Annotated in this window: 20 protein-coding genes; 11 read left to right on the forward strand and 9 right to left on the reverse strand. The window is 65.0% G+C overall.

All coding sequences use genetic code 11. The features are described 5' to 3' along the window. Positions 1 to 9 precede the first annotated feature (9 nt). Positions 10 to 741, forward strand: a complete 732-nt coding sequence (gene recO / locus DT343_RS05030; protein WP_112861985.1) for a DNA repair protein RecO — start codon at positions 10 to 12, stop codon at positions 739 to 741. Here the strand turns inward: recO and DT343_RS05035 are convergent. Next, a complete protein-coding gene (locus DT343_RS05035; protein ID WP_112861986.1) occupies positions 738 to 2,468 on the reverse strand; it encodes a cytochrome c biogenesis protein DipZ in 1,731 nt (576 codons plus the stop codon). The two genes, recO and DT343_RS05035, sit on opposite strands and share 4 nt — an antisense overlap. Before the next feature lie 134 nt (positions 2,469 to 2,602). Between DT343_RS05035 and parC the strand changes: the two genes are divergently transcribed. Then, the gene (gene parC / locus DT343_RS05040) at positions 2,603 to 4,804 is read left to right on the forward strand and encodes a DNA topoisomerase IV subunit A (protein WP_112861987.1); all 2,202 of its coding nucleotides are present in this window, start codon (positions 2,603 to 2,605) and stop codon (positions 4,802 to 4,804) included. 17 nt (positions 4,805 to 4,821) lie between these two features. Here parC and DT343_RS05045 read toward each other — a convergent pair whose 3' ends face one another. The 4 genes from DT343_RS05045 to metC are packed head-to-tail and all read right to left on the reverse strand — an operon-like array spanning position 4,822 to position 10,890. Beyond that, positions 4,822 to 6,234: an FAD-binding oxidoreductase gene (locus DT343_RS05045; protein ID WP_112861988.1), complete on the reverse strand. Its 1,413-nt coding sequence runs from the start codon at positions 6,232 to 6,234 to the stop codon at positions 4,822 to 4,824. 48 nt (positions 6,235 to 6,282) lie between these two features. Next, positions 6,283 to 8,367: a DNA topoisomerase IV subunit B gene (locus tag DT343_RS05050; protein WP_112861989.1), complete on the reverse strand. Its 2,085-nt coding sequence runs from the start codon at positions 8,365 to 8,367 to the stop codon at positions 6,283 to 6,285. Continuing rightward, positions 8,342 to 9,688 (reverse strand): O-antigen ligase family protein, encoded by a 1,347-nt coding sequence (locus tag DT343_RS05055; RefSeq protein WP_112861990.1) that lies wholly within the window; start codon positions 9,686 to 9,688, stop codon positions 8,342 to 8,344. The genes DT343_RS05050 and DT343_RS05055 overlap by 26 nt, the downstream gene beginning before the upstream one ends. A 23-nt stretch (positions 9,689 to 9,711) precedes the next feature. Beyond that, the gene (gene metC, locus DT343_RS05060; protein WP_112861991.1) at positions 9,712 to 10,890 is read right to left on the reverse strand and encodes a cystathionine beta-lyase; all 1,179 of its coding nucleotides are present in this window, start codon (positions 10,888 to 10,890) and stop codon (positions 9,712 to 9,714) included. Positions 10,891 to 10,994: 104 nt separating this feature from the next. On the opposite strand from metC, the gene DT343_RS05065 reads away from it, so the two are divergent. After that, positions 10,995 to 12,062 (forward strand): amino acid ABC transporter substrate-binding protein, encoded by a 1,068-nt coding sequence (locus DT343_RS05065; RefSeq protein WP_220116467.1) that lies wholly within the window; start codon positions 10,995 to 10,997, stop codon positions 12,060 to 12,062. A 33-nt stretch (positions 12,063 to 12,095) separates the two neighbouring features. Further along, entirely contained in the window at positions 12,096 to 13,418 is a 1,323-nt protein-coding gene (locus DT343_RS05070; RefSeq protein WP_066628371.1) for a dicarboxylate/amino acid:cation symporter, read from the forward strand. Between the two features lie 2 nt (positions 13,419 to 13,420). On the opposite strand, the gene sseA is transcribed toward DT343_RS05070, so the two are convergent. From sseA to DT343_RS05085, 3 genes are read right to left on the reverse strand one after another with little or no spacing between them, the layout of a single operon-like run. Continuing rightward, positions 13,421 to 14,245: a 3-mercaptopyruvate sulfurtransferase gene (gene sseA, locus DT343_RS05075; RefSeq protein ID WP_112861992.1), complete on the reverse strand. Its 825-nt coding sequence runs from the start codon at positions 14,243 to 14,245 to the stop codon at positions 13,421 to 13,423. After that, complete coding sequence (locus DT343_RS05080) at positions 14,242 to 15,462, reverse strand: SAM-dependent methyltransferase (RefSeq protein ID WP_112861993.1); 1,221 nt, start codon at positions 15,460 to 15,462, stop codon at positions 14,242 to 14,244. Before DT343_RS05080 ends, sseA begins: the two co-directional genes overlap by 4 nt. Before the next feature lie 32 nt (positions 15,463 to 15,494). Then, positions 15,495 to 16,952 carry a cryptochrome/photolyase family protein gene (locus DT343_RS05085; RefSeq protein ID WP_112861994.1) on the reverse strand — a complete coding sequence of 486 codons (1,458 nt, stop codon included), beginning with the start codon at positions 16,950 to 16,952 and terminating at the stop codon, positions 15,495 to 15,497. Positions 16,953 to 17,063: 111 nt separating this feature from the next. Here DT343_RS05085 and kdsA point away from each other — a divergent pair, with 111 nt between their 5' ends. The 6 genes from kdsA to DT343_RS05115 all read left to right on the forward strand — a co-directional run bounded on the left by kdsA (position 17,064) and on the right by DT343_RS05115 (position 23,045). Next, on the forward strand, positions 17,064 to 17,942 hold the full coding sequence (gene kdsA, locus DT343_RS05090; RefSeq protein ID WP_181669120.1) for a 3-deoxy-8-phosphooctulonate synthase: 879 nt from the start codon (positions 17,064 to 17,066) through the stop codon (positions 17,940 to 17,942). 18 nt (positions 17,943 to 17,960) lie between these two features. Further along, complete coding sequence (rfaE2, locus tag DT343_RS05095; RefSeq protein WP_112861995.1) at positions 17,961 to 19,415, forward strand: D-glycero-beta-D-manno-heptose 1-phosphate adenylyltransferase; 1,455 nt, start codon at positions 17,961 to 17,963, stop codon at positions 19,413 to 19,415. 8 nt (positions 19,416 to 19,423) lie between these two features. Continuing rightward, positions 19,424 to 20,413: an ADP-glyceromanno-heptose 6-epimerase gene (gene rfaD / locus DT343_RS05100; RefSeq protein ID WP_112861996.1), complete on the forward strand. Its 990-nt coding sequence runs from the start codon at positions 19,424 to 19,426 to the stop codon at positions 20,411 to 20,413. Further along, complete coding sequence (locus DT343_RS05105) at positions 20,413 to 21,504, forward strand: DUF3089 domain-containing protein (RefSeq protein ID WP_112861997.1); 1,092 nt, start codon at positions 20,413 to 20,415, stop codon at positions 21,502 to 21,504. Before rfaD ends, DT343_RS05105 begins: the two co-directional genes overlap by 1 nt. 75 nt (positions 21,505 to 21,579) lie before the next feature. After that, positions 21,580 to 22,569, forward strand: coding sequence for an SPFH domain-containing protein (locus DT343_RS05110; protein ID WP_112861998.1), 990 nt, complete (start codon positions 21,580 to 21,582; stop codon positions 22,567 to 22,569). Positions 22,570 to 22,586: 17 nt separating this feature from the next. Continuing rightward, entirely contained in the window at positions 22,587 to 23,045 is a 459-nt protein-coding gene (locus DT343_RS05115) for an NfeD family protein (protein ID WP_112861999.1), read from the forward strand. Positions 23,046 to 23,087: 42 nt separating this feature from the next. Here DT343_RS05115 and rnhA read toward each other — a convergent pair whose 3' ends face one another. Further along, positions 23,088 to 23,540 carry a ribonuclease HI gene (gene rnhA, locus DT343_RS05120; RefSeq protein ID WP_112862000.1) on the reverse strand — a complete coding sequence of 151 codons (453 nt, stop codon included), beginning with the start codon at positions 23,538 to 23,540 and terminating at the stop codon, positions 23,088 to 23,090. Positions 23,541 to 23,650: 110 nt separating this feature from the next. On the opposite strand from rnhA, the gene DT343_RS05125 reads away from it, so the two are divergent. After that, entirely contained in the window at positions 23,651 to 23,869 is a 219-nt protein-coding gene (locus DT343_RS05125; RefSeq protein WP_017503863.1) for a twin-arginine translocase TatA/TatE family subunit, read from the forward strand. Positions 23,870 to 23,878 lie beyond the last annotated feature (9 nt).

The following is a 23,878-nucleotide window of genomic DNA, read 5'->3' on the forward strand; positions in this document are numbered from 1 at the left end:
GCCGTGGCCATGGATTTCCACGAAGAGGCGTTCGTCCTGTCGGCGCGCAGCCACGGCGACACGGGCGCTGTGGTCGATCTGCTGACCGAGAACCACGGCAGGCGCTCTGCCTATGTGGCGGGCGGCGCGTCACGCAAGATGAAGTCGTTCCTGCAGGCGGGCGCGCGGGTCGTGGCCGATTACCGCGCCCGCACCTCGGATCACCTCGGCGCTGCGCGGCTGGAGCCGGTAGGCGAGGGGCCCAGCGCCCTGTTCGACGACGCATTGGCGCTGACCGGACTGGCGGCGGCGGCAGGCGTGACCCAAGGGGCGTTGCCGGAGCGTGAGCCGCATCCCGGCGTCTTTCTGGCGTTCGAGGCGCTGATGGCGGCGTTCGAAATGCCTGCGGTCTGGCCTGCGATTTTCGTGCGGTTCGAGGCGGGGCTGCTGGAAGATCTGGGCTTTGGCCTGGACCTGTCGAAATGCGCCGCGACCGGCACGGCCGACGACTTGATCTACGTCAGTCCTCGCACCGGCCGGGCGGTCAGCCGCGGCGCCGGCGCCCCCTATGCCGACAAGATGCTGACCCTGCCGCCCTTCATGCTGGGCGCGCAATCCGGTCTGATCGAGGGCGACGTCCGGGCCGGGTTCGACCTGACGGGGCATTTCCTGGAGCAGTTCGTCTTCCATCCGCAGAACAAACCCCTGCCGCCTGCGCGCGTGTGGATGCTGGACAAGCTGGGCGACGCCGGCCGCCTCTAGCCGAAAGTGAAGGCGAAGACTTGAACGCCGGGATCCAGGAACTCGATCTCGAACGTCCGTTCGCGCACCGCGCCCGTTTGACGGACCAGTTGGTACAGCCGCTCGCCGTCAACACGGCCAAGGCCTTGGGCGTCGATGTCGCTGCCGGCGTTCGCGCCCGGCGCCGCGCCATCGATCCGGACGCGGAATCGGACGGGTGCGCCCGGCTTGCTGGGCCCCATGACCAGATGGAGATCGCGCGCCTTGAAGCGGAAGGCGATACGGCCGCCAGCGGTCTGCAGGTCGGCATGCTCACGCGTCACGCGCCAGCGGCCCGACAGGCTCCAATCGTTCAGTTTCAGCGGCGCGGCGACATAGTCCTTGATTACGTCGTTGGCCAAGCCGCCGGGAGAGCGGAAGTTCTCGGCGCGGCCATAGCCGACGTACGTCTCCGGCGATTCGACCTGGGCCATGTCGGCGGCGGCCTCTGCGCCCTGAGCCTGGACTGTGACGACGTTGCTGGCGACGTTCGCGGCGCCCGCTTCCTTCAGAAGTTGCTGAATCACGCGTTCGGAGCCCGCATAGTCCCCTTCGCCGAAATGGTGGTGACGGATCTGCCCATTGGCGTCGATGAAATAGTGGGCGGGCCAATACTGGTTCTTGAACGCCCGCCAGATGGCGAACTCATTATCCATGGCGACCGGATAGGTGATGCCGAGCCGCTGGATGTTCTGGCGAACGTTGGCCTCGGATTTTTCGAAGGCGAACTCGGGCGTGTGGACGCCGATCACCACCAGACCCTGGTTCTTGTACTTCTCGGCCCAGGCGCGGACGTAGGGGATGGAGCGGATGCAGTTGATGCAGGAGTAGGTCCAGAAATCGACCACCACCACCTTGCCCTTCAGCTGCTCGGTCGTGAGCGGCGGGGTGTTGATCCAAGTCGTCGCCCCGGTCAGCGGCGGCATCACCCCTTCGACCGGCAGATTGGCCAGATCGGCCGGGGCCTGGTTCGTCGGCATGCCGCGCCCGATCCCGCCCAGCAGCGCCTGTTCGATCCGGCCCGTGCTGGCGGCCGAAATTCGGGTCAACAGTCCCGTGTCCGCACCCAGGCCGATGATGACCACGCCGATCAGCACCAGCACGCCCAGGCCGCGCCGCGCCCATTCGCCGACGCCCAACGCGCCCTTCATGGCCTTGAACACGCGACCGCCGACCAACAGGGCCAAACCCAGCGACGTCGCCGCGCCTGCTGCATAGGCCAGCAGCAAAACCGTCGTTCCGACGCCTGCTCCTTGCAGCGCTGCGCCCGTCAGGATCACGCCCAGAATGGGTCCGGCGCACGGCGCCCAAAGCAGTCCCGTCGCGACGCCGAGCAGCAGCGACGAGCGCACGTCACCTTGATCGCCGCCCTGGCGCTCGGCGCGATCGGTCAGCCAGGATCCCGCAGCCACGAACGGCCGCATCAGGCGATCGCCCACGGCCGGAAACAGCAGGCTGACGCCCAGCACAGCCATGACGGCCAAGGCGATCCAGCGCCCGACCTCATTGGCCCGCACCGCCCAGCCGCCGCCCAGCGCCGCCAGCGTCGCTACGCCCGCGAAGGTCACGGCCATCCCGACCAACAACGGCAGACCGTTGCGGATGAACGGCCGATCAGCCCGCGCAAAGACGAAGGGCAAAACCGGCAGGATGCAGGGACTGACGATGGTCAGAACGCCGGCGAGATAGGAGAGTAGGAACAGGATCATGGCGCGGCCTGACGAGGGTGTGTGTCTCACATACGCACGGCGGAGCGGTTTGGTGACTCCCCCAGCGCGCTTATCCCCCAATCTGGCGCCTTACGGGCTAGACTTCCCGCTTCCGATCCCCGATTCGCAGAGCCATGACGATCCACGCCCCGCCGCCGGAAGGCGGCCGCATCATCGACGAGCCGATGGAGACGGCCCTCAGCCGCCGCTATCTGGCCTACGCCCTGTCGACCATCACCAATCGCGCGCTGCCGGACGTGCGTGACGGTTTCAAACCCGTGCACCGACGCATCCTCTACGCCATGCATCAGATGCGGCTGAACCCGCAGGCGGCGGCGCGCAAATGCGCCAAGGTGGTCGGCGAGGTGATGGGCGGATACCACCCCCACGGCGACGCCTCGATCTATGAGGCCCTGGTGCGCCTGGCCCAAGATTTCGCCCAGCGTTATCCGTTGGTCGACGGTCAGGGGAACTTCGGCAATATTGACGGCGATAGCGCCGCGGCTATGCGCTACACCGAGTGCAAGCTGACGCCCGCCGCCGTCCTGCTGCTGGATGGCATTGATCAGGACGCTGTTGATTTCCGGCCCACCTACGATGATCAGGACGAAGAGCCGATCGTCCTGCCCGCCGGCTTCCCGAATCTGCTGGCCAATGGTTCGTCCGGCATCGCAGTCGGCATGGCCACCTCGATCCCGCCGCACAATGTCGGCGAACTGATCGACGCCTGCCAGCTGCTGCTGGAACGGCCGGACGCGACGACCGAAGACCTGGTCCAGCATGTGCCGGGTCCCGACTTCCCGACCGGCGGCGTTGCGGTTGAAGGCCATGCCTCCATCCTGGACGCCTATGAGACGGGGCGCGGCGGGGTGCGTCTGCGGGCGCGCTGGGAGACCGAGGATCTGGGGCGCGGCGTGTGGCGGATCATCGTCACTGAAATGCCCTATCAGGTGCAGAAGTCGCGACTGATCGAGGCGCTGGCGGATCTGATCGAGCACAAGAAGGCGCCTCTGCTGGGCGATGTGCGCGACGAATCGGCCGAAGACATCCGCCTGATCCTGGAGCCCAAGAACCGCACCATCGAGCCTGAAATGCTGATGGAAAGCCTGTTCAAACTGTCCGATCTGGAGGTCCGCTTCCCGATCAACATGAACGTGCTGGACGCAAGCGGCACGCCGCGCGTCATGGGTCTGAAAGACTGCCTGCGCGCCTTCCTGGATCACCGCCGCGAAGTGCTGAACCGCCGTTCCCAATGGCGGATCGAGCGGGTCGAAAAGCGTCTACATCTGCTGGAAGGCCTGCGCATCGTCTTCCTGAACCTGGACGAGGTGATCCGCATCGTCCGTGAGGAGGAGCAGCCGAAGGCCGTCCTGATCGCACGGTTCGGCCTGACGGAGGTTCAGGCCGACTTCATCCTCGACACCCGACTGCGTCAGTTGGCGCGTCTGGAAGAGATGACGATCGAGAAGGAATTCAATGCTCTGTCGGAAGAACTTGCCAATCTGAAGGCGCTGACGTCTTCGGAAGGCAAGCAATGGAAGGCGATCTCCAATGAGCTGGAGGCGGTGCGCAAGGCGCTGATCTCGCCGCGCCGGACCACTATCGCCGAGGCGGTTGATACGTCCGCCTTCGTCGCGCCCGAGGCCTTCATTCCGCGCGAAGCGATCACCGTCATCCTGTCGGAACGCGGCTGGATCCGCGCCGCAAAGGGCAAGGTTGAGGATCCGTCGGAGCTGAAGTTCAAGGAAGGCGACCAACTTGCCTACCTCGTCCCGGCCTATACGACCGACAAGCTATTGGTGGCGGCGTCGGACGGGCGCATCTTCACCATTGGCGCGGACAAGCTGGCGTCCGGACGCGGCCACGGCGAGCCGCTGCGCCTGATGATCGATCTGGACGAGAAGGCCGAAATCATCAACGTCCTGGCGCACCAGCCGGGCGGCAAGCTGCTGATCGCATCCAAGGCCGGATATGGCTTCATCGCGCCGGAAGACGACACGCTGGCGCAGAAGCGCGGCGGCAAGCAGGTACTGAACGGCGAAATGCTGGCGGTGCTGCGGGTGACCGGCGATCACGTCGCGACCATCGGCGAGAACATCAAGACGCTGATCTTCCCTCTCGCCGAACTGCCCGAAATGGGACGTGGCAAGGGTGTAAAGCTGCAAAGCTTCAAACAGGGCGGCCTCGCCGACATCACCGTCTTCAACGCCGAGACTGGACCGGAATGGGCCGATGGCGGCGGACGTCGTCGCAACTGGCCCGACTGGAAAGACTGGCTGGGCAAACGCGCAGGCGCCGGTCGTCAGGGACCAAGAGGCCTGCGGAAGTTCAGATAGGCGGCCCGCCGTCGGTTCTAGAACAGGACCGACGGGTTCATGATCCGCTTGGGATCGATGGCGCGGCGGATGGCGGCCATGGTTTCGATCTCGAGCGGGGACTTGTAGCGCTTGACCTCTTCGGTTTTCAGCCGGCCCAGCCCGTGTTCAGCCGAGATGGAGCCGTCGTAGGTTCCGACAACGTCGTGAACCACTTGCGAGCCTTCCTTCCAGCGGCCGATGAAGGCGGGGATGTCCTGACCGACGCCCGGCAGGATGTCATAGTGCAGATTGCCGTCGCCGACATGGCCGAAGACCGAGATGCGGGCGCCGGGGTGGAAGCGTTCGACGGCGGCCGAGGCTTCGTCAATGAAATCGGCGATGCGGCTGATGGGGACGGAGACGTCGTGTTTCCAGCCGCCGCCCTCGGGCTTCAGAGCCGCCGAATGTTCTTCACGCAGACGCCAGAAGGCGGCGCGCTGTGCGTCGTTCTGGGCGATGGCGGCGTCGGTGATCAGGCCTTCCTCGAAGGCAACCTCGAGCAACGCCTCCATCTGGCCCTCGGCGCCGCCGGGCGTGCCGGAGGCGATCTCGATCAGGACATACCACTCGGGCGTCGAGTCCAGCGGCTCGCGGGTGTCGGGGATGTTCTTGAGGACCAGTTCCATCCCGAGGCGCTTCATCAGTTCGAAGGCTTCGACCCCGCCGCCCGTCTCGGCCTTAGCGCGGGCGAGCAGTTCGACGGAGGCGGCGGCGGTTTCCAGCCCGACCACCGCGACGGCGCGCGAGCGCATGATGGGGAAGAGTTTCAGCGTGGCGGCAGTGACGACGCCCAATGTACCCTCGGCGCCGATCAGCAGCTGTTTCAGGTCGTAGCCGGTGTTGTCCTTGCGCAGACGCTTCAGGCCCCGGAAGATTTCGCCGTTGGGCATGACCGCCTCAAGGCCCAGCACCAGGTCGCGCATCATGCCGTAGCGAAGAACCTGGGTGCCCCCGGCGTTGGTGGAGATGACGCCGCCAATGGTGGCTGAGCCCTCGGCTGCAAGACTGAGCGGGAAATAGCGGCCGGCCGCTGTCGCCGCCTGCTGCGCCTCCAGCAGGGTCAGGCCGGCTTCGACCGTCATGGCGTCGTCAAGCGGAGTCACATCGCGGACGGCGCGCATCTTGCGGGTCGACAGCAGGACCTCGCCGAAGGGGATCTGGCCGCCGACCAAGCCGGTGCCGCCGCCTTGGGGCGTGATGCCGACGCCCTCTCGAGCGCAGATCGTCACAGCGCGCGCAACCTCATCCGTCGAACGAGGTGTCAGCAGGATCGGCGTGTTGCCGGTCCAGCGGTTGCGCCATTCGGTCAGCGACGGCGCGATGACCTCGGGATCCTGAGTCCAGCCGCCTGGTCCGAGCACGGCCTTCAGTTCGTCAAGCACGGCGGCGGAGGGGGCGAGCGTCTGCATGCCCCCTTTTGTCAGGCGTCGCCGTGCGTTGGAAGGGCCGCGAGGCCGTTAGACGTCGAGTTCTTCTTTCACGAACTGGGCGTTCTCCTGAATGAACTGGAAGCGGGCGTCGGCGCGCTTGCCCATCAGGCGTTCGACCAGATCTTCGATGCTGGCCTCAGCGTCGGGCACCGTGATCCGCGCGAGGGTGCGCTTCTTCGGATCCATAGTGGTCTCCTTGAGCTGGGAGGCCATCATTTCGCCGAGACCCTTGAACCGGCCGATCTCGGTCTTTTTGCCTTTGAACACGGTCGCCAGCAGCTCGTCACGGTGGGCGTCATCACGGGCATATTCGCTCAAGGGGCCGGCGCTGATGCGATAGAGCGGCGGAAGAGCCATGAACACCCGGCCCTGACGGATCGTCTCGGGCATGACGCGGTAGAAGAAGGTGATCAGCAGGGCCGCGATGTGGGCGCCGTCCACGTCGGCGTCGGTCATGATGACGATCCGCTCGTAGCGCAGGTCATCGATGTTGAACCGGTTGCCGGGCTGGACGCCCAGGGCCAGGGCCAGGTCGGACAGTTCGACGTTGGCGCGCAGCTTGTCGGCGGTGGCGGACGCGACGTTCAGGATTTTGCCGCGCAGGGGCAGGATCGCCTGGGTCGTGCGGTCGCGCGCCTGTTTGGCTGAGCCGCCGGCCGAATCGCCTTCGACGATGAAGAGTTCGGTGCCTTGAGCCGACTGACGGCTGCAGTCCGAAAGCTTGCCGGGCAGGCGCAGCTTGCGGGTGGCGGCGGCGCGTTGAACTTCCTTGTCCTTACGGCGTCGCAGCCGATCCTCGGCGCGATCGACGACGAAGCCCAGCAGGGCGTTGGCCTGTTTGGGGCTCTCGGTCAGCCAGTGGTCCAGCGGGTCGCGGAGCAACTGCTCCACGATGCGCGCACCCTCGGGCGAGGACAGACGGTCCTTGGTCTGGCCCTGGAATTCGGGATTGCGGATGAAGACGCTGATCAGGGCGCCGGCATTGGCGATGACGTCCTCGGCCGTGATGATCGCGGCGCGCTTCTCGTTGGTCAGTTCACCGTAGGATTTCAGACCCTTGACCAGGGCGGCGCGGAACCCGGCCTCGTGCGTGCCGCCATCGGGCGTGGAGACGGTGTTGCAGTAGGACTGGATGAAGCCGTCCGACTCGCCAAAGCCGATCGGCGACCAGGTGACGGCCCATTCGAAGGCGCCCGCTTCGCCTTGACGCTCGGCGCGGCCGGCGAAGGTCGGGGTGACGGTTTCCAGCTGACCGATACGGTCGATCAGGGCGTCGGCCAGGCCGCCGGGGAAATGCAGACTGGCTTGGGCGGGAGTGGCGTCGGTGATCCGCTCGGGCGCGCAAGTCCAGCGGATTTCGACGCCCCGGAACAGATAGGCTTTTGACCGCGCCATGCGGAACAGGCGCGCCGGCTTGAAGGCCGCGCCCATGCCGAAGATTTCGTCGTCGGGCTTGAAGCGGATCAGGGTGCCGCGCTTTTTGGACGGACTGATCTGCTGGATCGGGGCCAAGACGTGGCCCCGGCTAAAGGCCTGCTTCCATTCGAAACCGTCGCGCCAGACCGTGACCTCGACGCTTTCGCTCAAGGCGTTGACGACCGAGACACCGACGCCATGCAAACCGCCTGAGGTTTCATAGGCTTTTCCGGAAAACTTGCCGCCGGAGTGGAGGACGGTCATGACGACTTCCAGCGCCGACTTGCCGGGGTGTTTGGGGTGGGGGTCCACCGGAATGCCGCGTCCGTCGTCGCGCACCGACAAATAGCCGTCGGCGTCCAGATCGACGGTGATCAGCTTGGCATGTTTGGCCACCGCTTCGTCCATGGCGTTGTCCAGGACTTCAGCGAAGAGGTGGTGCAGGGCGCGCTCGTCGGTGCCGCCGATATACATGCCGGGGCGTTTGCGAACGGGTTCGAGCCCTTCCAGCACCTCAATAGAGGAGGCGGAATAGCCGGTGGCGGCCGCCGTCGTGGCCGTTGCCTGAACAGGAGGCGGCGTGGGCGTTGGGACAACAGTGGGCGCAGCCGCAGGCGGGGTCGCCACAACTGGCTTGGGCGGCTCGGGTTTGCGAGCTTCGGGTTCGTCGTCAAAAGCGAAGAGGTCGGCGGCCATTCATATAGTCTGAGGCGATTCGGGACCGGGTCTGGTAGGCCCGTGAGGCCGGTCGAGCAAGCGGCGCACGAACCGGGGCCGGATCAAAGGTCACGGCGCGGGCCATAATCGCCAGCATCAGAATCCACGGCAGGTTGGCGTGGGTCAGCAGGACGCTCTCTGAAAGGCTCAAGGCGGTGAAGGCGGACAGATAGGCGATGCTCCAATAGCCTTCGCGCGCACCGAGCCCGTTCGTGCGCGCGATGACGAAGATCGCAGAGATCGCCATGACGGCGCCCACAGCCACCGCACCGGGCCAGCCCAGCTGCACGAGAAGGTCGATCCAGCCGTTGTGAGCGGAGGGGACGGGCCATTGGGTCTCGATGCGGATTTCGCGCGCGGGGATCGAGTCCACGCCCCAGAAGGCGCTGAAGCCGTATCCCGTCCAAGGGCGGTCTGCAACCTTCCGCATAAGGGCTTCCCAGATCAGGGTGCGGCCTGTCAGCGACGGATCCTTGCCCAGCGCCTCGAGGATTGCGGCGGAGTCGGTGCTCCACAGCCAGGTTGCGACCGCCGCAAGGATGACGGCCAGCCAAATGCCGATGACGGTGATGACGGCGCCGCCCTGTTTCAACGCCCACCATCCGCCGATCATGCCCAAGCCCAGGCCCCAGCATAGAAGCGATGTCTTGGATTGGGTGGCGAGCACCAGGAGCGTGGTCAGGCCCAATGTCAGAAGGCAGATCCAGAACCGGTGGCTGCGGCCCGCGATATGATCGGCGGCCAGGGTCGCTGCGGCGGAGACGGCGCCCACCACCATCACAAGCCCCATCTGGTTCTTCTCGTACCACAGGCCGCGCCACAGGCCGGCGTTGTCGAACTGGTGCACACCGACTTTCGGATAGCCGAACACCATGATCAGGCTGCCGACCGCCATCACCAGACAGGTGTACATCAGGACGCGCGGCAGGGCGTCGTCTCGGAACCGGGTGCCCAGATAGATGGCGAAGGCGCTGTTGATCGCCATGGCGATGACGCGGCGTTCAGTGACCTCGGGGTCGATGGACCAATATTTCGAGACGAAACACAGGGCGACCAGGGCGAACATCATTAGCCAAGCGGGCCAGGCGCGGACGACCTTATCGAAGCGAAAGACGATCAGGCCGGCAATGACGGCATATACCGGCAACCAGATGAACCGCAGGATCGGCGTCTCGACTTGGGTCGGCGCGATGACGGGCGCGATCAGGGCGCCGGTCAGCATGAAGACGACAAAGCCGGCCGCCCACTGTTCCCACAGCGGCGGAGAATCATCCGTGGTCTGAACGGGCGGTTCACGCACGAGCGTACAGTCCATTGCGGCGCTTAAGGAACCGTGAGTGCGGCGGTGAAGGCGGCAAGGCCCTGCTCCAGATCGGCGATGAGGTCCGCAGGATCTTCAAGACCGACATGCAGTCGGATCAGTTCGCCCTCAAGCGCGGGCGGATGGTTGCGGTAGGCCATCTGATGGGTCTCATGAGTGATCAGGCTTTCGAACCCGCCCCAGGAATAGCCCAGACCGAACAGGGTCAGAGCGTTCAGAAACGCCTCACCCGCCGCGCTGTCGCCGCCCTTCGTGACCACGCCCATCAGGGACGCGGCGCCTGTGAAATCTCGCCGCCACAGGTCATGGCCGATCGAGCCGGGCAGGGGCGGGTAGAGGACGCGGGAAACCTCCGGCCGGGCTTGCAGCCATTCCGCAACGATCAAGCCTGACCGCGCCTGTTCGGCATACCGCAGCGGAAAAGTCCGCAGGCCGCGCAGCGCCAGCCAGGCGTCGTCGGGCGACACATGCCAGCCGAGATCTTCGATGGCGTCGCCGATGGCGCGCAGGCAGGCGGGATTGTTCGAAGAAATACTGCCCATCAGAACGTCCGAATGACCGCCGACATATTTGGTGATGGCCTGAACGCTGACATCCACGCCATGGGCCAGCGGACGATAGGCCAGACCGGCGGCCCAGGTATTATCGACCACCGTCAGGACGCCTCGTGCGCGGCAGGCCTGGGCCACGACAGCGACATCGACCATTTCGAATGTGAGAGAGGCCGGCGACTCCATCAGCACCAGCCGCGTGCGCTCGCCAATGGCGGCCAGAACAGTCTGCGCATCTGCGTCTGCGGGCAAAAAGCGGGTCGTGACGCCGCGGGCCGATTGATATCGGCTCAGGAACCGGCGCGTCGGACCATAGACGGCGTCGGTCGTGATCACCTCGTCGCCCGGCCTCAAAAGCGCCAGCAGCGGAACCGTGACGGCCGCAAGACCCGACGGAACCAGAAAGGCGTCCTTTGCCCCCTCCAGATCGGCCAGTGCGCGGCGAAGATCGCGGGCGGCGCTGCCGCCGCTGAGCCCATAGGTCGGCCCGTCGGTCTCGTCGCGCATGACGGCCGCGCTGTCGCTCAACATCGTCGAGGCGCGTTCGATCGGCGGATTGACGCCGCGCCGCCCCTGGCCGCGTCGCGTGGCGGCGGCGATCAGGCGGGTGCGGTCCGAAAGCAGCGACATGGCCCCTCCGATGGGTTACGGATCGGTCCCTAAAGGCCTCTAAAGCCAGCGGGGCGCAAGCGGCGAGGGATAGAAACGCGATGCGGTGCTGGACGATCGGAGCGATGACCGTTGTGCTGATGACGACGGCTTGCGGGCGCAAGGACGCCAGCCCTGCGCCGGAAACCAGCCCCGCCACGCCCGCGCAAGCGTCCTCGACTGCGGTCGCAAAAAGCCCGACGCTGGCCGCCATCAAACGCCGCGGTCGCCTGAACTGCGGCGTGCATCAGGGATTGGTCGGCTTTGCCTACACCGACAATCGCGGCCAGTGGCGCGGCTTCGACGTGGACTTCTGTCGCGCGACGGCGGCGGCGGTGCTGGGCGATGCCGATGCGGTACGGTTCGTGCCTTTGTCGGCATCGGATCGATTCACGGCGCTGAACGACGGCCGGATCGATGTGCTTTGGCGCAACTCGTCCTGGACGATGAGCCGCGACGCGGGCGAGGGTTTCGTGTTCGCCGGAATCAACTATTACGACGGCCAGGGCTTTCTGGTCCGGCGTTCGCTGAACCTGAACAGCGCGACAGAACTGACGGGCGCGCGGGTGTGCGTTCAGTCGGGTTCGACGTCCCAGGCCAACGCCGCCGACTATTTCCGGTCTCGCGGCATCGAATATCGGCCCGTCGTGTTCGAGACGGAGGAAGCGGCGCGCGACGCCTATGGCCGTGAAGATTGCGACGCGTTCAGCGCCGACATCTCTGCGCTAGCCGCCGCGCGGACTGTGCTGACCAATCCCAACGAACATGTGATCCTGTCCGACGTGGCGTCCAAGGAGCCGCTGGGGCCGGTGGTAAAGGCAGGCGACGAACGCTGGGCCTCTACCGTCCGCTGGACCCTGAACGCCCTGATGCTGGCCGAAGAACTCGGGGTCACCAAGGCCAATGCCGAAGATCAGTTCAAGACGACGACGGACCCGCGCGTGCGGCGTCTTTTGGGCGCCGAGGGCGAGTTCGGCCCCATGCTGGGTCTATCCGACGATTGGGCCAAGGACGCGGTCGAAGCCGTCGGGAATTATGGCGAGATATTCGAACGAAATCTGGGATCGCAATCGGCGCTCGACCTGGCGCGCGGTTTGAACGCACAATGGAACGCGCGCCCGGCCGGCTTGATCTATGGCCTGCCGATCCGATAAGCGCCGACGCTTGCATCGCTTCCTGGGGGACAGATGACCGAGACGAAACGCGGCGGCCTTGCGCTGCACTGGCTGATGTTGATCGGTTTCGCGGTCGGTCTGATCGGGGGATTGCTGGTCAATCTGACGCTGGGAGCGGATACGGCCTGGGTGGTCTGGCTGACGGACAACGTCACCGGACCGCTGGGCCAGATCTTCCTGCGCCTGCTGTTCATGATGGTGATCCCGCTGCTGTTCTCGGCCCTGGTGGTCGGGGTGGCCGAGATGGGCGATCTGAGCTCGCTTGGACGGGCGGGAATCAAGACCCTGTTGTTGACGATTCTGGTGTCCAGCATCGCCGTGGTTATCGGCCTGGTGATGGTCAATGTGTTCCAGCCGGGACGCGGGGTTGATCCGGTGCTGGCGCAACAACTGCTGGACCAGGGACGTGACGGCGCCGCCGGCATCGTCAGCGGCGCGCCCGAAACCATCCAGTTGGGTGATTTCTTCCTGGATCTGATCCCATCGAACGTCTTCACCGCTGCATCCGAGAACCAGATCCTGCCGGTGATGGTGTTCGCTCTGTTCTTCGGCATCGGCCTGGTGATGGCCAAGTCGCCTGCGACCGACCGCTTGCAGCAGGTCATCGAGGGCATGTTCGAAGTCACGATGAAGCTGATCAACCTCTTCATCAAACTGGCCCCCATAGCCATCGCCTGCTTGATGTTCAACCTGGCGGCCCTGTTCGGTTGGGACCTGTTGGTGCGTCTGGCAGCCTATGTCGGCGTCGCGGTGGGCGCGATGGCGATCCACATGTTCGTCGTCTATCCGCTGGTGATCTGGATCCTGGGGGGGCGGTCGCCGATCGCCTTCTTCAAGGGCGTGCGCGAGCCGATGGTGGTGGCCTTCTCGACCGCTTCATCCAACGCGTCTCTGCCGGTGTCGCTGAAGGCGGCCGAGCAGGAGCTGAAGCTGCCGCGCAAGATCGCCCGCTTCGTCCTGACGGTCGGGGCCACTGCCAATCAGAACGGCACGGCCCTGTTCGAAGGCGTGACGGTGCTGTTTCTGGCCCAGTTCTTCGGCATCGACCTGACGATCACGCAGCAAATCATCGTCATGCTGGTCTGCATCCTTGGCGGCATCGGTACGGCAGGCGTGCCGGCTGGTTCGCTACCGGTCGTGGCGATGATTCTCGTGATGGTGAAGGTGCCGCCGGAGGGCATCGGACTGATCCTGGGCGTCGACCGCTTTCTGGACATGTGCCGCACAACCCTGAACGTCACGGGCGATCTGGTTCTGGCCACCGTCGTTTCGCGCGGCGAGGAAGACGAGCCGATCGACGCCGACGATGTCGTCCCCGTGGCCCCGCCGGCCTGATCTCAGCCGGTTTCGACGGGGGTGTCCGTTCGGGCGCCCCATTCAGCCCAAGAGCCGTCATAAAGCCGCGACGGACGACCGAGTTCGGCTAAGCCCAGTGTCAGTATTGCGGCGGTCACTCCGGATCCGCAGGTCGTGATCACGGGTCGGCTGATATCCACGCCAGCGTCCGCAATGGCCTGCGCCAAGGCCGCGCCACGCTTCATCGTGCCATTGTCGTTTAGCAAGCGACCATAGGGGAGATTGCGCGCGCCGGGCATATGGCCGCTGCGAACACCGGCGCGAGGTTCGGGCACCGCACCTTTGAAACGCGGTGCGGCGCGCGCATCCACGACCTGGGCATCCTGGGCCAAGGCCACGCGCACGTCATCCAACGAGGCGACAGCATCGGGCGCCATCTTGGCATGGAAGTCTTTTGCATCTGCGACTGAAGGCCCGGAGACGGTTGGCAGGCCGTCGTCACGCCAGCGCGGCAGGCCGCCGTCGAGCACTTGGACCCTTGTCGCGCCCATCGTCTTCAGCATCCACCAGACGCGCGCCGCCGAGAACAATCCGGCTGTATCATGGACGACGATTTGGTCGTCGACGGAAAGGCCCAGCGCCCCGATCGGCGCCGCAAAAGCCTCTGGCGTCGGCATCATGTGGGGCAGGGCGCTGTCTCGATCCGACATCGCGTCCAGATCGAAAAACACAGCGCCAGGGATATGGGCCCGTTCGAAATCGGCGCGCGCCTCGCGGCCGTCCAGATGCCAACTGCCGTCAACGATTCGCAAATCAGGCGCGCCCAATCGCGCGGCAAGGTCTGTCGTCGAAATCAGCGGGCTCATGGGCGAGACAGGCTCAGTTGGATGACGTCGGTGCGGTGAGAGCGGAAACCAGCCTCGCAATAGGCCAGATAGAAGTGCCAGAGCCGGCGGAATCTTTCGTCAAAGCCGGAAAGCTTGCTGATCTCGCCCCAGGACGCCTGGAAACGCTCATCCCAAAGCTTTAGCGTCGCAGCGTAGTCGAGGCCGAACCGTTCCACCGACTGCCAGGACAGACCGGCTTTCGAGACGACCGGCGCCAGCCGTTCTTCGGAGGGCAGCATTCCGCCGGGGAAGACGTACTTCTGGATAAAATCCGTCCGGGCATTGTATTCGTCGAACAGGTCGTCCTGGATCGTGATGATCTGCAGTCCGGCCTTGCCGCCAGGTTGAAGGACGTCGTGGACCTTACCGAAGTAAGCGGGCCAGTACTCCATGCCCACAGCCTCGAACATCTCGATGGACGCCACCCGATCAAATCGACCCTGCACATCGCGGTAGTCGATGAGCTGAATATCGGCACAATCGCTCAGCCCCGCGTTAAACATGCGCTGGCGAGCGAAATCGTGCTGCTCTTTGGAGATCGTAATCCCAGTGACGTCGGCGCCGACTTCACGCGCCGCAAACTCGGCGAAGCCGCCCCAGCCGCAGCCGATTTCCAGCACCGACATGCCTGGCCGAAGATCCATCATTCGGGCCAAGGCGGCGTATTTCTCATGCTGCGCCGTCTCCAGAGCCTCACCATCACGGCTGAAGCGGGCCGATGAATAGGTCATCGTGCCGTCCAGCCACTGGGAATAGAAGGCGTTGCCCAGATCGTAGTGGGCGTGGATGTTTTTCTTCGATCCGGTCTTGCTGTTACGATTGGTACGGTGGCTCAGCCAGTTGACCACCCACATGATCAGGTTGCCGTCGAACAGGCGCCGGATGTGATCGTAGTTGTCCACCAAGGTTTCGAGCAGACCGGCCAGGTGCGGACTGTCCCACTCGCCCGCGATATAGCCTTCGGCGAAGCCGATATCGCCGGCCGCGAGTACGCGGCGTGCGAACCGGTAGTCGCGCACCGTCATCATGCCGCTGGGGCCCGGCTGCTTGCCTTGAAGCACATGGGTCTCGCCATTGGGCAGTTGCACCGTCAAGCGGCCGAAGGTCCAGTTGGCAGCCAGGAGCCGCAGCAACATGGCGAACACGCGCGGTGTTCGGCTGGCGACGGCTTCGATATCGGCGTGTGCGACGCTCATCTTTTGACTTTCAACGCGGAATACAAAGGGGGTCAATCACGGTCGCTGTGGTCGTCGCCGCGACCGGAAACGGTCTTCAGGGCAGTGAGCGCCCGGGCGCGACCCTTCTCATGTTCGACGACCGGTTTGGGGTAATCGCGCCCTAGAACGATTCCGGCGTCACGCAGCACTTCAGCGGGTGCGGTCCAGGGCGACTGTAGCCAGCGGTCAGGCAGGCGGCGAAGTTCCGGCACCCACCGACGCACATAGCCGCCGTCGGGATCAAACTTTTCACCCTGCGTAATGGGATTGAAAATGCGGAAGAAGGGGGAGGCGTCTGCGCCAGAGCCTGCGACCCACTGCCAGTTTTGTACATTGCTGGCCCGGTCAGCGTCCACCAGCGTGTCCCAGAACCAGGCTTCGCCTTCGCGCCAGTCGATCAGCAGATGTTTGATCAGGAAGGAGGCGACGACCATCCGAACCCTATTGTGCATCCACCCCGTCGTCCAAAGCTGGCGCATACCGGCGTCCACCAACGGGTATCCGGTCCGTCCCTGTCGCCACGCCTTGAGGCTCGCGTCGTCCTTACGCCAGGGCATGGCGTCATATTCGGGACGGAACGCGCGCTCGGCAAGATAGGGAAAATGGTGCAGCAGGTGCGCGGAGAACTCGCGCCAGCCGATCTCAGCAATGAATTTGTCGGCCTCCGACGATGACACCTTGCCGTCTTTGGCTGCCTGTTGGGCTCGGTCTATTGCACGCCAAGGGCTGATCTCGCCCCAGTGAAGATGCGGCGACAGGCGGCTGTTGGCGCCTTGCCGGTCGGGAAAGTCTCGATCCTTGGCATAGGTCTTCAGTCCGGATGGTATGAATCTGGACAAGGCTTGTGAGGCCCCGTCTTCTCCCGGCGTCCAGTCGAAGCCTTTGGACCAATCCGGACGATGGGGGTGCAGATCCCAGCTGTCGAGGTCGTCGGATTGAGCCGTTTCGGGCGTCTGGATTTGGCGCGGTCCCGTTGTGTGAGCCGGCGCCTCGGCCGTGGCCAGCAGGGCTCTCAAGAACGGAGTGAAGACCTTGTACGGTTGGCCCGAGCCGTTCAGGACATCTCCGGGGCGGCAGAGCAGGGCGCCATTGAAGCCACGGCATTCGACGCCATCCGCCTTGAGCGTGTGGGCGATTTCGGCGTCGTGCTCAAACGCTTCAGGTTCAAACAGGCGGTTCATGAAGACGGTGTCGGCATCAGTTTCGGCGATCAGCGCCTGAAGCTGGGTCAGAGCATTGCCCTTGCGCAAAATCAGGCGCGAACCGCGATCTTGAAGCGCCGCATCCAGCGCCCTCAACGACTTGTCGAGCCACCAGCGCGACGCGGCGCCCATAGGCCGTTCGCTATGCACGTCCAGAATATAGACGGGCAGGATTGGCCGCCCCGTCTCCGCCGCGTGGTTCAGGGCGGGATTGTCATGCAGTCGCAGATCGCGGCGAAACCACAGGATGACAGGTTTGGTGGCCACGCGGGCGAACTCCGTGATAACTTGCGCTCATCCCTTAAGAGCGCCACCTGATGGCCCAATAGCTGCGGCAAAAGCCGCCTCCACAACACCGAACGTCGAAAGAGCCGCCTCGTGAGCCGACCCAACGCTGTCATTACGTTGTCCGAAGGTCTTCGGACGCCTGTCGTCATCGGCGGCGGCGCAAGAATCGCTTTCATCGCCGGTCCTTGCCAGATGGAGAGCCGCCAGCACGCGCTGGAGACAGCCCATGCCCTGAAGGAAATCGGCGAGCGGTTGAACGTCGGCATCATCTACAAGACCAGTTTCGACAAGGCGAACCGGACCAGCGCCAGCGCCGCGCGGGGCATCGGTCTGAAAGACGCCATGCCGATCTTCGCCGAGATTCGCGAGGTGACCGGCCTGCCGACCCTGACAGACGTTCACTCCGAGGTTCAGTGTGGCCCGGTCGGCGAGGTCGTCGATGTACTGCAAATCCCGGCCTTCCTCAGCCGCCAGACCGACCTGCTGTTGGCCGCCGCCGCTACCGGCAAGGCGATCAACATCAAGAAGGGTCAGTTCCTGGCTCCCTGGGACATGAAAAACGTGATCGCCAAGGTGGTTGGCGCCGGCAATCCCAACGTCATGGCCTGTGAACGCGGCGCCAGCTTTGGCTACAATACTCTGGTCAGCGATATGAGAGCGCTTCCGGTGCTGCGCGAGATCGGCTGCCCCGTCGTGTTCGACGCAACCCACAGCGTCCAGCAGCCGGGCGGGCAGGGCGCGTCATCGGGCGGCCAGCGCGAGTTCGTGCCGGTGCTCGGCCGCGCCGCCGTGGCGGTCGGCGTGGACGCGGTCTTCATGGAGACCCACCCGGATCCGGACAATGCGCCCTCGGACGGTCCGAACATGGTGCCGTTGAGCCAGTTCGAGGCGCTCGCCGCCGAACTGATCGCCTTCGATGACCTGGCCATCAAGATCGGGGCCAAGGCGCCGGTGGCGCAGGCCGCCTGAATCCTCTAGGTCGGACCCATGTCTGACACCCTGGACCTGGGCGCCCTGCAAACCCTGTTGGAGCGCGTGCGCGGCCTGAAGATTGCCTGCGTCGGCGACCTGATGCTGGATCGCTACGTCTATGGCGACGTCAGCCGCATCTCGCCCGAGGCGCCGATCCCTGTGCTCCGCACCAGCCGCACCGTCGCCATGCCGGGCGGCGTCGGCAACGTCGCGCGCAATATCGCCGCCTTGGGTGGGGTGGCGCGGCTGGGCGCCGTGATCGGCGACGACGCGGCCGGGGCGGAACTGACCGCACTGATCGCCGCGGAGCCGCACATCGAGGACCTCGTGGCGAGGCCGGCAGGCGCGTCCACAATCGTAAAGACGCGCTTCGTTTCGGGAGGCCAACAGTTGCTGCGGCTAGATGACGAGGCCGCGCCGACCGCGATCCAAGATTCGGACGCGTTTGCAGACGCTTCGGTCTATTTGCTCTCAGATTACGCCAAGGGCATCGTCGGCGATTCACTACTGGCTTCGGCGCTGAACGCGGCGCACACATCCGGTGCGCCGGTTGTCGTCGATCCAAAGGGAAGGGACTTCGCTCGCTACGGCGCGGTCGATGTCATCAAGCCCAATGCTTCGGAACTGGCCGGCGCTACCGGCTTGCCGGTCGGGACGGACGCCGAGGTCGAGACGGCGCTGGCCGCCTTGCTGGCCGCCACGACCGCCAAGGCGATCATCGTCACCCGTGCGGGTAAGGGAATGAGCCTGGCGCGGCGCGGCGAACCAGTGAAGCACTTCCCCGGCCGGGCGCGCGAAGTTTTCGACGTGTCTGGCGCCGGCGATACAGGCTTGGCCGCCATCGGGTTGGCGCTGGGCGCGGGCGCGTCCTTGGAGATGGCGGTCGAGTTCGCCATCCTGGCCTCGGGCGTGGTCGTTGGGAAGGCCGGCACAGCCGTGGTTACACCCGCTGAGCTGATCGAAGCCGAACTGGGCCAGCACGCCACCGCTGCGGTATCCAAGGTGACGCCGCTAGACGAGCTGGCGGTCGAGGTCGAGGGCTGGCGACGTCAGGGCCTGAAGGTCGGTTTCACCAACGGCTGTTTCGACATTCTGCACCGCGGCCATGTGGCCTATCTGGCGCAGGCCCGCAGCTGGTGCGATCGTCTGGTCGTGGCGCTGAACACCGACGCCTCCGTCAAACGACTTAAGGGCGAGGGGCGTCCGGTGAATGATCTGGACAGTCGCGCCGTCGTCATCGGCGGGCTGGCCAGCGTCGATCGCGTCACCAGCTTCGATGATCCGACGCCGGTCGCCCTGATCGAACGGCTGCGTCCTGATGTTCTGATCAAGGGCTCAGACTATACGCGAGAGGGCGTCGTCGGCGGCGATCTGGTCGAAAGCTGGGGTGGGGAGGTCAAGCTGGCGGATTTCAAGGACGGCCATTCGACCACGCGAACGATCGAGAAGATGACAGGGAGCGCGCAGTGACGCCGAGAATGATCGTCGTGACCGGTGGCGCCGGTTTCATCGGCTCGAACATCGTCGCGCGGCTGACGGCGGAGACCGCCTATGACGTGGTCGTTTGCGATCGGCTGGAGACGGCCGACCTGGCCAAGTGGAAGAACCTGGCCAAACACGCGATCGCCGACTTCTGGTCGCCCGAAGAGCTGTTCGAGCAGCTTGAGCGCCACGCCGAGCGGATTGAGGTCGTGGTGCATATGGGCGCGATCTCTTCGACGACCGAGCCCGACGCCGACCTGATTCTGCGGACCAACTTCACCCTGTCCCGCGACCTGTGGGACTGGTGCGCGATTCGGGGCTCGCGGATGATCTACGCGTCTTCCGCTGCGACCTATGGCGACGGCGAGACGGGCTTCAACGACGACGACGATGCAGAGTCATTATCTCAGCTTCGTCCGCTAAACGCCTACGGCTACTCGAAAATGTTGTTCGATAAGTATGCGGTCCGGCAGGCGGATCGGGGTCAGGCGCCGCGCCAGTGGGCGGGGCTGAAGTTCTTCAACGTCTATGGCCCGAACGAAGATCATAAGGGCGGAATGAAATCGGTTGTGGCTCAAATCTGGCCCAAGGTCGCGGCGGGCGAGACTGTGACCCTGTTTCGGTCGCACAATGCGAACTATGCGGACGGCGGCCAGATGCGCGACTTCGTCTATGTCGACGATGTGGTCGATATCATTGAGTTTTTGCTCCAATCGCCGCAGGTGTCGGGCATCTTCAACGCCGGATCGGGCCAGGCGCGGTCGTTCGCCGATCTTGCCCGCGCCACCTTCGAGGCCGCCGGCAAGACGCCGTCCATCGACTATGTCGATACGCCCCTGTCGATCCGCGACCGCTACCAATATTTCACCGAAGCCCGCATGGATCGTATCCGCGCCGCAGGCTTCGAGGGGCAGTCCACGCCGTTGGAAGAGGGCGTGCGGCGCTACGTGCAGGACTTCCTCGCCACGGCCGATCCGTACCGCTGATGCGTCGGCTGACCTTCAGGCAATGGGTCGGATATGCAGGCTTCGCCGCCGTCTTCGTGCTGACGGCGGCTGTTGCGGTGTGGAGCGGCGACATTTTGAGGGCAGGGCTGGACCCGCAGGTGCCGTTCCAGACCTACAAGCCGCCGCCCGCGCCCGACTATCGAAAGACATCCTCCTGGGCGCTGATCGACCAGGGCGCGCCCAACCAAGCGGCGGTCTTCTTCGTCATGCCGACCACTTTCGATGGCGGGGCCGAGTGGAATGGGCCGATCGACGATGCGCGGGCCAACGCCTATATGCGGCGGGTCGTCCTGCCCAACTATGCGTCGCCCTTCGCCCGAGAAGGCAGGCTCAGCGCGCCGCTTTATCGCCAAGCCAGCCTGTATACGCGGCTGACCTTGCGTGATGACGCGCGCGAGGCGCGCGCCTTCGCCTATGAGGACGTGAAGTCCGCTTTCGACCTGTGGCTGCAACAGCATCCCGCCGGCCCCATTGTTATCGCCGGCGTGGAACAGGGCGGAGAGCTGACGGCGCGTCTGGTTCGCGACCAACTCCGCGCCGATCCGGCGCTGAAAGACAGGCTTGTCGCCGCCTATCTGATTGAGACCCTGGTCGGGCGCGAGATGTTCCTGCAGGCGATCTCGCCCTGCGATGCCGCCGATCAAACGGGATGTATCGTGGCGTGGGCGTCGGTGCAGGAGGGCGACGAACCGGGCGCGCGGCGCAAGCTGAGACGCGCTCTGGAATGGGATGATCGGGGCAATCTGGTGAACCTGTCCAATGACCCCATCTGCGTGAATCCGGTAACGGGTGCTGCGAGCCAGCCGCGTGCTGCGGCGCGTCAGCACAGTGGCGCGACCAATGCGACCGGCTTGGAATGGGGCGCCCGACCGGCCCTGACTGGCCGGCTGATCTCCACCGAATGCCGTGGCGGCTTGTTGTGGCATAGCGCGCCGGACGCCGATTTCTTGACGGCTGGCGGCAGTTGGGCGGATCGGCGCAAGATCGTCCCCTACAATCTTTTCTACGGCGACATCGAGCGTGACGTCAGCGTGCGTCTCGCGGCCTGGCGGGCCAAGCACGGCCTTTAAAGCGGCCGTCCTCTCAGTTTGTCTGGCGCCGCTCGCGCACAGCGGGTAGGCTTGCCGCGTCAGGGAGGGATTTGAATGGACGTGACCACCATCTTCGCCGGCGTCGTGCTGCTGCTGGCCATCGTGCTGTTGATCAGCGTGATCAAGATCGTACCGCAAGGCCGTGAATTTACGGTCGAACGCTTCGGCAAATACACGAAGACGCTGAGCCCGGGCATCGGCTTCCTGACCCCATTCGTGGAACGCGTCGGCCGCCGCATGAACATGATGGAACAGGTGCTCGACGTGCCGACCCAGGAGGTCATCACCAAGGACAACGCCATGGTGAAGGTGGACGGCATCGTCTTCATCCAGGTGATGGATTCCGCCCGCGCCGCCTATCGCGTCGACGATCTGCCCTATGCGATTTCGCAGCTGTGCATGACCAATCTGCGGACCGTGGTTGGTTCAATGGAACTGGATGAGGTGCTGAGCCAGCGCGACAGCATCAACACGCGACTGCTGCATGTCATCGACGCAGCGACCGAGCCCTGGGGCGTCAAGGTCAACCGGATCGAGATCAAGGATCTGACCCCGCCGACCGACATCACCAACGCCATGGCCCGTCAGATGAAGGCCGAGCGTGAACGTCGCGCCGTCATCACCGAGGCCGACGGCGAAAAATCCGCCGCCATCGCCCGCGCCGAGGGCGCCAAACAGGCCGCCATCCTCCAGGCCGAGGGTCGCAAGGAAGCCGCCTTCCGCGACGCCGAGGCGCGCGAGCGCGAGGCCGAGGCCGAGGCTCGCGCCACGGCCATGGTGTCGGAAGCCATCGCCCGCGGCGACGTCAACGCCATCAACTATTTCGTGGCCCAGAAATACGTCGAGGCCTTCGCCGAACTGGCGCGCAGCCCGCAGCAGCGCACCGTCATCGTGCCCGCCGAAATGGGCGCGCTGGTCGGCACGATCGCCGGCATCGGTGAGATGGTCAGCCTGGCCAAGGATCAAAATTCGGCCGCGACGCCGCCCGTGCGGCCCACGCCGCCCCGCCGCCCCGCCGGGGGCTCCGTTCCACCCTCGGCCTGATCCAAGGAGGTTGACCGATGATGTCGCTTGCTGATCTCTATGTCGCCCAGCCGTTCTGGATCTGGTTGGCGATCGGGGTCTTGCTCTTGGCGTTCGAGGCGATGTTCTCGACCGAATGGCTGCTGTGGCCCGCTGTGTCGGCCGGCGTCGTCGCGGTCATGACGGCGGCTGGGGTCCGGCTGGGGCTGCCGGGCGAGGTCGCCGTCTTTGCGGTTCTAACCGTCATCGCCACCCTGCTGTCCCGTCGCCTGATCTCCAAAGCCAATCCTGACGGTCCCGACATCAATGACCGCGACAGTCGTCTAGTCGGCCAGCGTGCGCGGGTGGTCGAGACGTTCGTCTCGGGCCGCGGTCGCGTCTTCATCTCCGGCGCCGAATGGCCGGCCGAGATTGTGGGCGAGGCGCCGCTTGAGGGGCAGGAAGTGGTCGTGATGCGGGTGAATGGCTCTTTGTTGACGGTCCAGTCGCCGGTCTGAGCCGCAACGGTCGTCGGGGCGCCTTTAGCCAAATGTCGCGTCTCAGCGCCGAGGCAGTTCCGCGACGCCGCGATTCGCCAGTTGGTCGGCGCGTTCGTTCAGTTCATGGCCGGCATGACCCTTCACCCATCGCCATTTCACGTCGTGCCGCAGACGCGCCGCGTCCAGCCGCTGCCATAGATCGGCGTTCTTCACCGGCTTCTTGTCGGCCGTCAGCCAACCGCGCGCCTTCCAGCCGCGCATCCATTCGGTGATCCCCTGCATGACGTATTTGCTGTCGGTATGCAGTTCGACTTTGCAGGGCCGTTTCAGGGCTTCCAGCGCCATAATGGCGGCCATCAGCTCCATGCGGTTGTTGGTCGTGTTGGGCTCGCCGCCCCACAATTCCTTTTCGTGACCGCCGCCGGTCTGAAGCACCGCGCCCCAGCCTCCGGGGCCCGGATTGCCCTTGCAGGCGCCGTCGGTGTGGATGATGACGTGATCGGAGGGACTCATGGTCGCGCAGACCTACAGCCTCCCTTGGCGCGGGGCCATCACTGCGCCTATATGCGGGTCGAATAAGAGTGGATGGGATCGGATGACCGATCCCCGCGAGGAGATTAGCCATGGGCTCCATGAGCATCTGGCACTGGGCCATCGTCATCGTCGTCATCGCGCTGCTGTTCGGCGGCCGGGGCAAGCTGTCGGGCATCATGGGCGACGCCGCCAAGGGCATCCGCGCCTTCAAGGACGGCCTTAAGGACGAGGACAAGAAGGACGGCCCGCACGAAGGCGTCAGCTCGCTGCCGCGCACCGAGGCGGAAAAGGAAGAGCTGAAGCGCTAGTCGTCGTCT

It is taken from the genome of Brevundimonas vesicularis (assembly GCF_900445985.1).
GTDB classification, from domain to species: domain Bacteria; phylum Pseudomonadota; class Alphaproteobacteria; order Caulobacterales; family Caulobacteraceae; genus Brevundimonas; species Brevundimonas vesicularis_D.

Excerpts from the sequence above, each read along its gene's own strand:
- DT343_RS05045 (WP_112861988.1), bottom strand. The coding sequence starts at position 6,234 with ATGCAGACGCTCGCCCCCTCCGCCGCCGTGCTTGACGAACTGAAGGCC.
- DT343_RS05065 (WP_220116467.1), top strand. The coding sequence starts at position 10,995 with ATGACCGTTGTGCTGATGACGACGGCTTGCGGGCGCAAGGACGCCAGC.
- DT343_RS05105 (WP_112861997.1), top strand. The coding sequence starts at position 20,413 with ATGCGTCGGCTGACCTTCAGGCAATGGGTCGGATATGCAGGCTTCGCC.
- DT343_RS05070 (WP_066628371.1), top strand. The coding sequence starts at position 12,096 with ATGACCGAGACGAAACGCGGCGGCCTTGCGCTGCACTGGCTGATGTTG.
- DT343_RS05125 (WP_017503863.1), top strand. The coding sequence starts at position 23,651 with ATGGGCTCCATGAGCATCTGGCACTGGGCCATCGTCATCGTCGTCATC.
- DT343_RS05110 (WP_112861998.1), top strand. The coding sequence starts at position 21,580 with ATGGACGTGACCACCATCTTCGCCGGCGTCGTGCTGCTGCTGGCCATC.
- DT343_RS05115 (WP_112861999.1), top strand. The coding sequence starts at position 22,587 with ATGATGTCGCTTGCTGATCTCTATGTCGCCCAGCCGTTCTGGATCTGG.
- rnhA (WP_112862000.1), bottom strand. The coding sequence starts at position 23,540 with ATGAGTCCCTCCGATCACGTCATCATCCACACCGACGGCGCCTGCAAG.
- DT343_RS05035 (WP_112861986.1), bottom strand. The coding sequence starts at position 2,468 with ATGATCCTGTTCCTACTCTCCTATCTCGCCGGCGTTCTGACCATCGTC.
- recO (WP_112861985.1), top strand. The coding sequence starts at position 10 with ATGGATTTCCACGAAGAGGCGTTCGTCCTGTCGGCGCGCAGCCACGGC.
- DT343_RS05080 (WP_112861993.1), bottom strand. The coding sequence starts at position 15,462 with ATGAGCGTCGCACACGCCGATATCGAAGCCGTCGCCAGCCGAACACCG.
- sseA (WP_112861992.1), bottom strand. The coding sequence starts at position 14,245 with ATGAGCCCGCTGATTTCGACGACAGACCTTGCCGCGCGATTGGGCGCG.
- metC (WP_112861991.1), bottom strand. The coding sequence starts at position 10,890 with ATGTCGCTGCTTTCGGACCGCACCCGCCTGATCGCCGCCGCCACGCGA.
- rfaE2 (WP_112861995.1), top strand. The coding sequence starts at position 17,961 with ATGTCTGACACCCTGGACCTGGGCGCCCTGCAAACCCTGTTGGAGCGC.
- rfaD (WP_112861996.1), top strand. The coding sequence starts at position 19,424 with ATGATCGTCGTGACCGGTGGCGCCGGTTTCATCGGCTCGAACATCGTC.
- parC (WP_112861987.1), top strand. The coding sequence starts at position 2,603 with ATGACGATCCACGCCCCGCCGCCGGAAGGCGGCCGCATCATCGACGAG.
- DT343_RS05050 (WP_112861989.1), bottom strand. The coding sequence starts at position 8,367 with ATGGCCGCCGACCTCTTCGCTTTTGACGACGAACCCGAAGCTCGCAAA.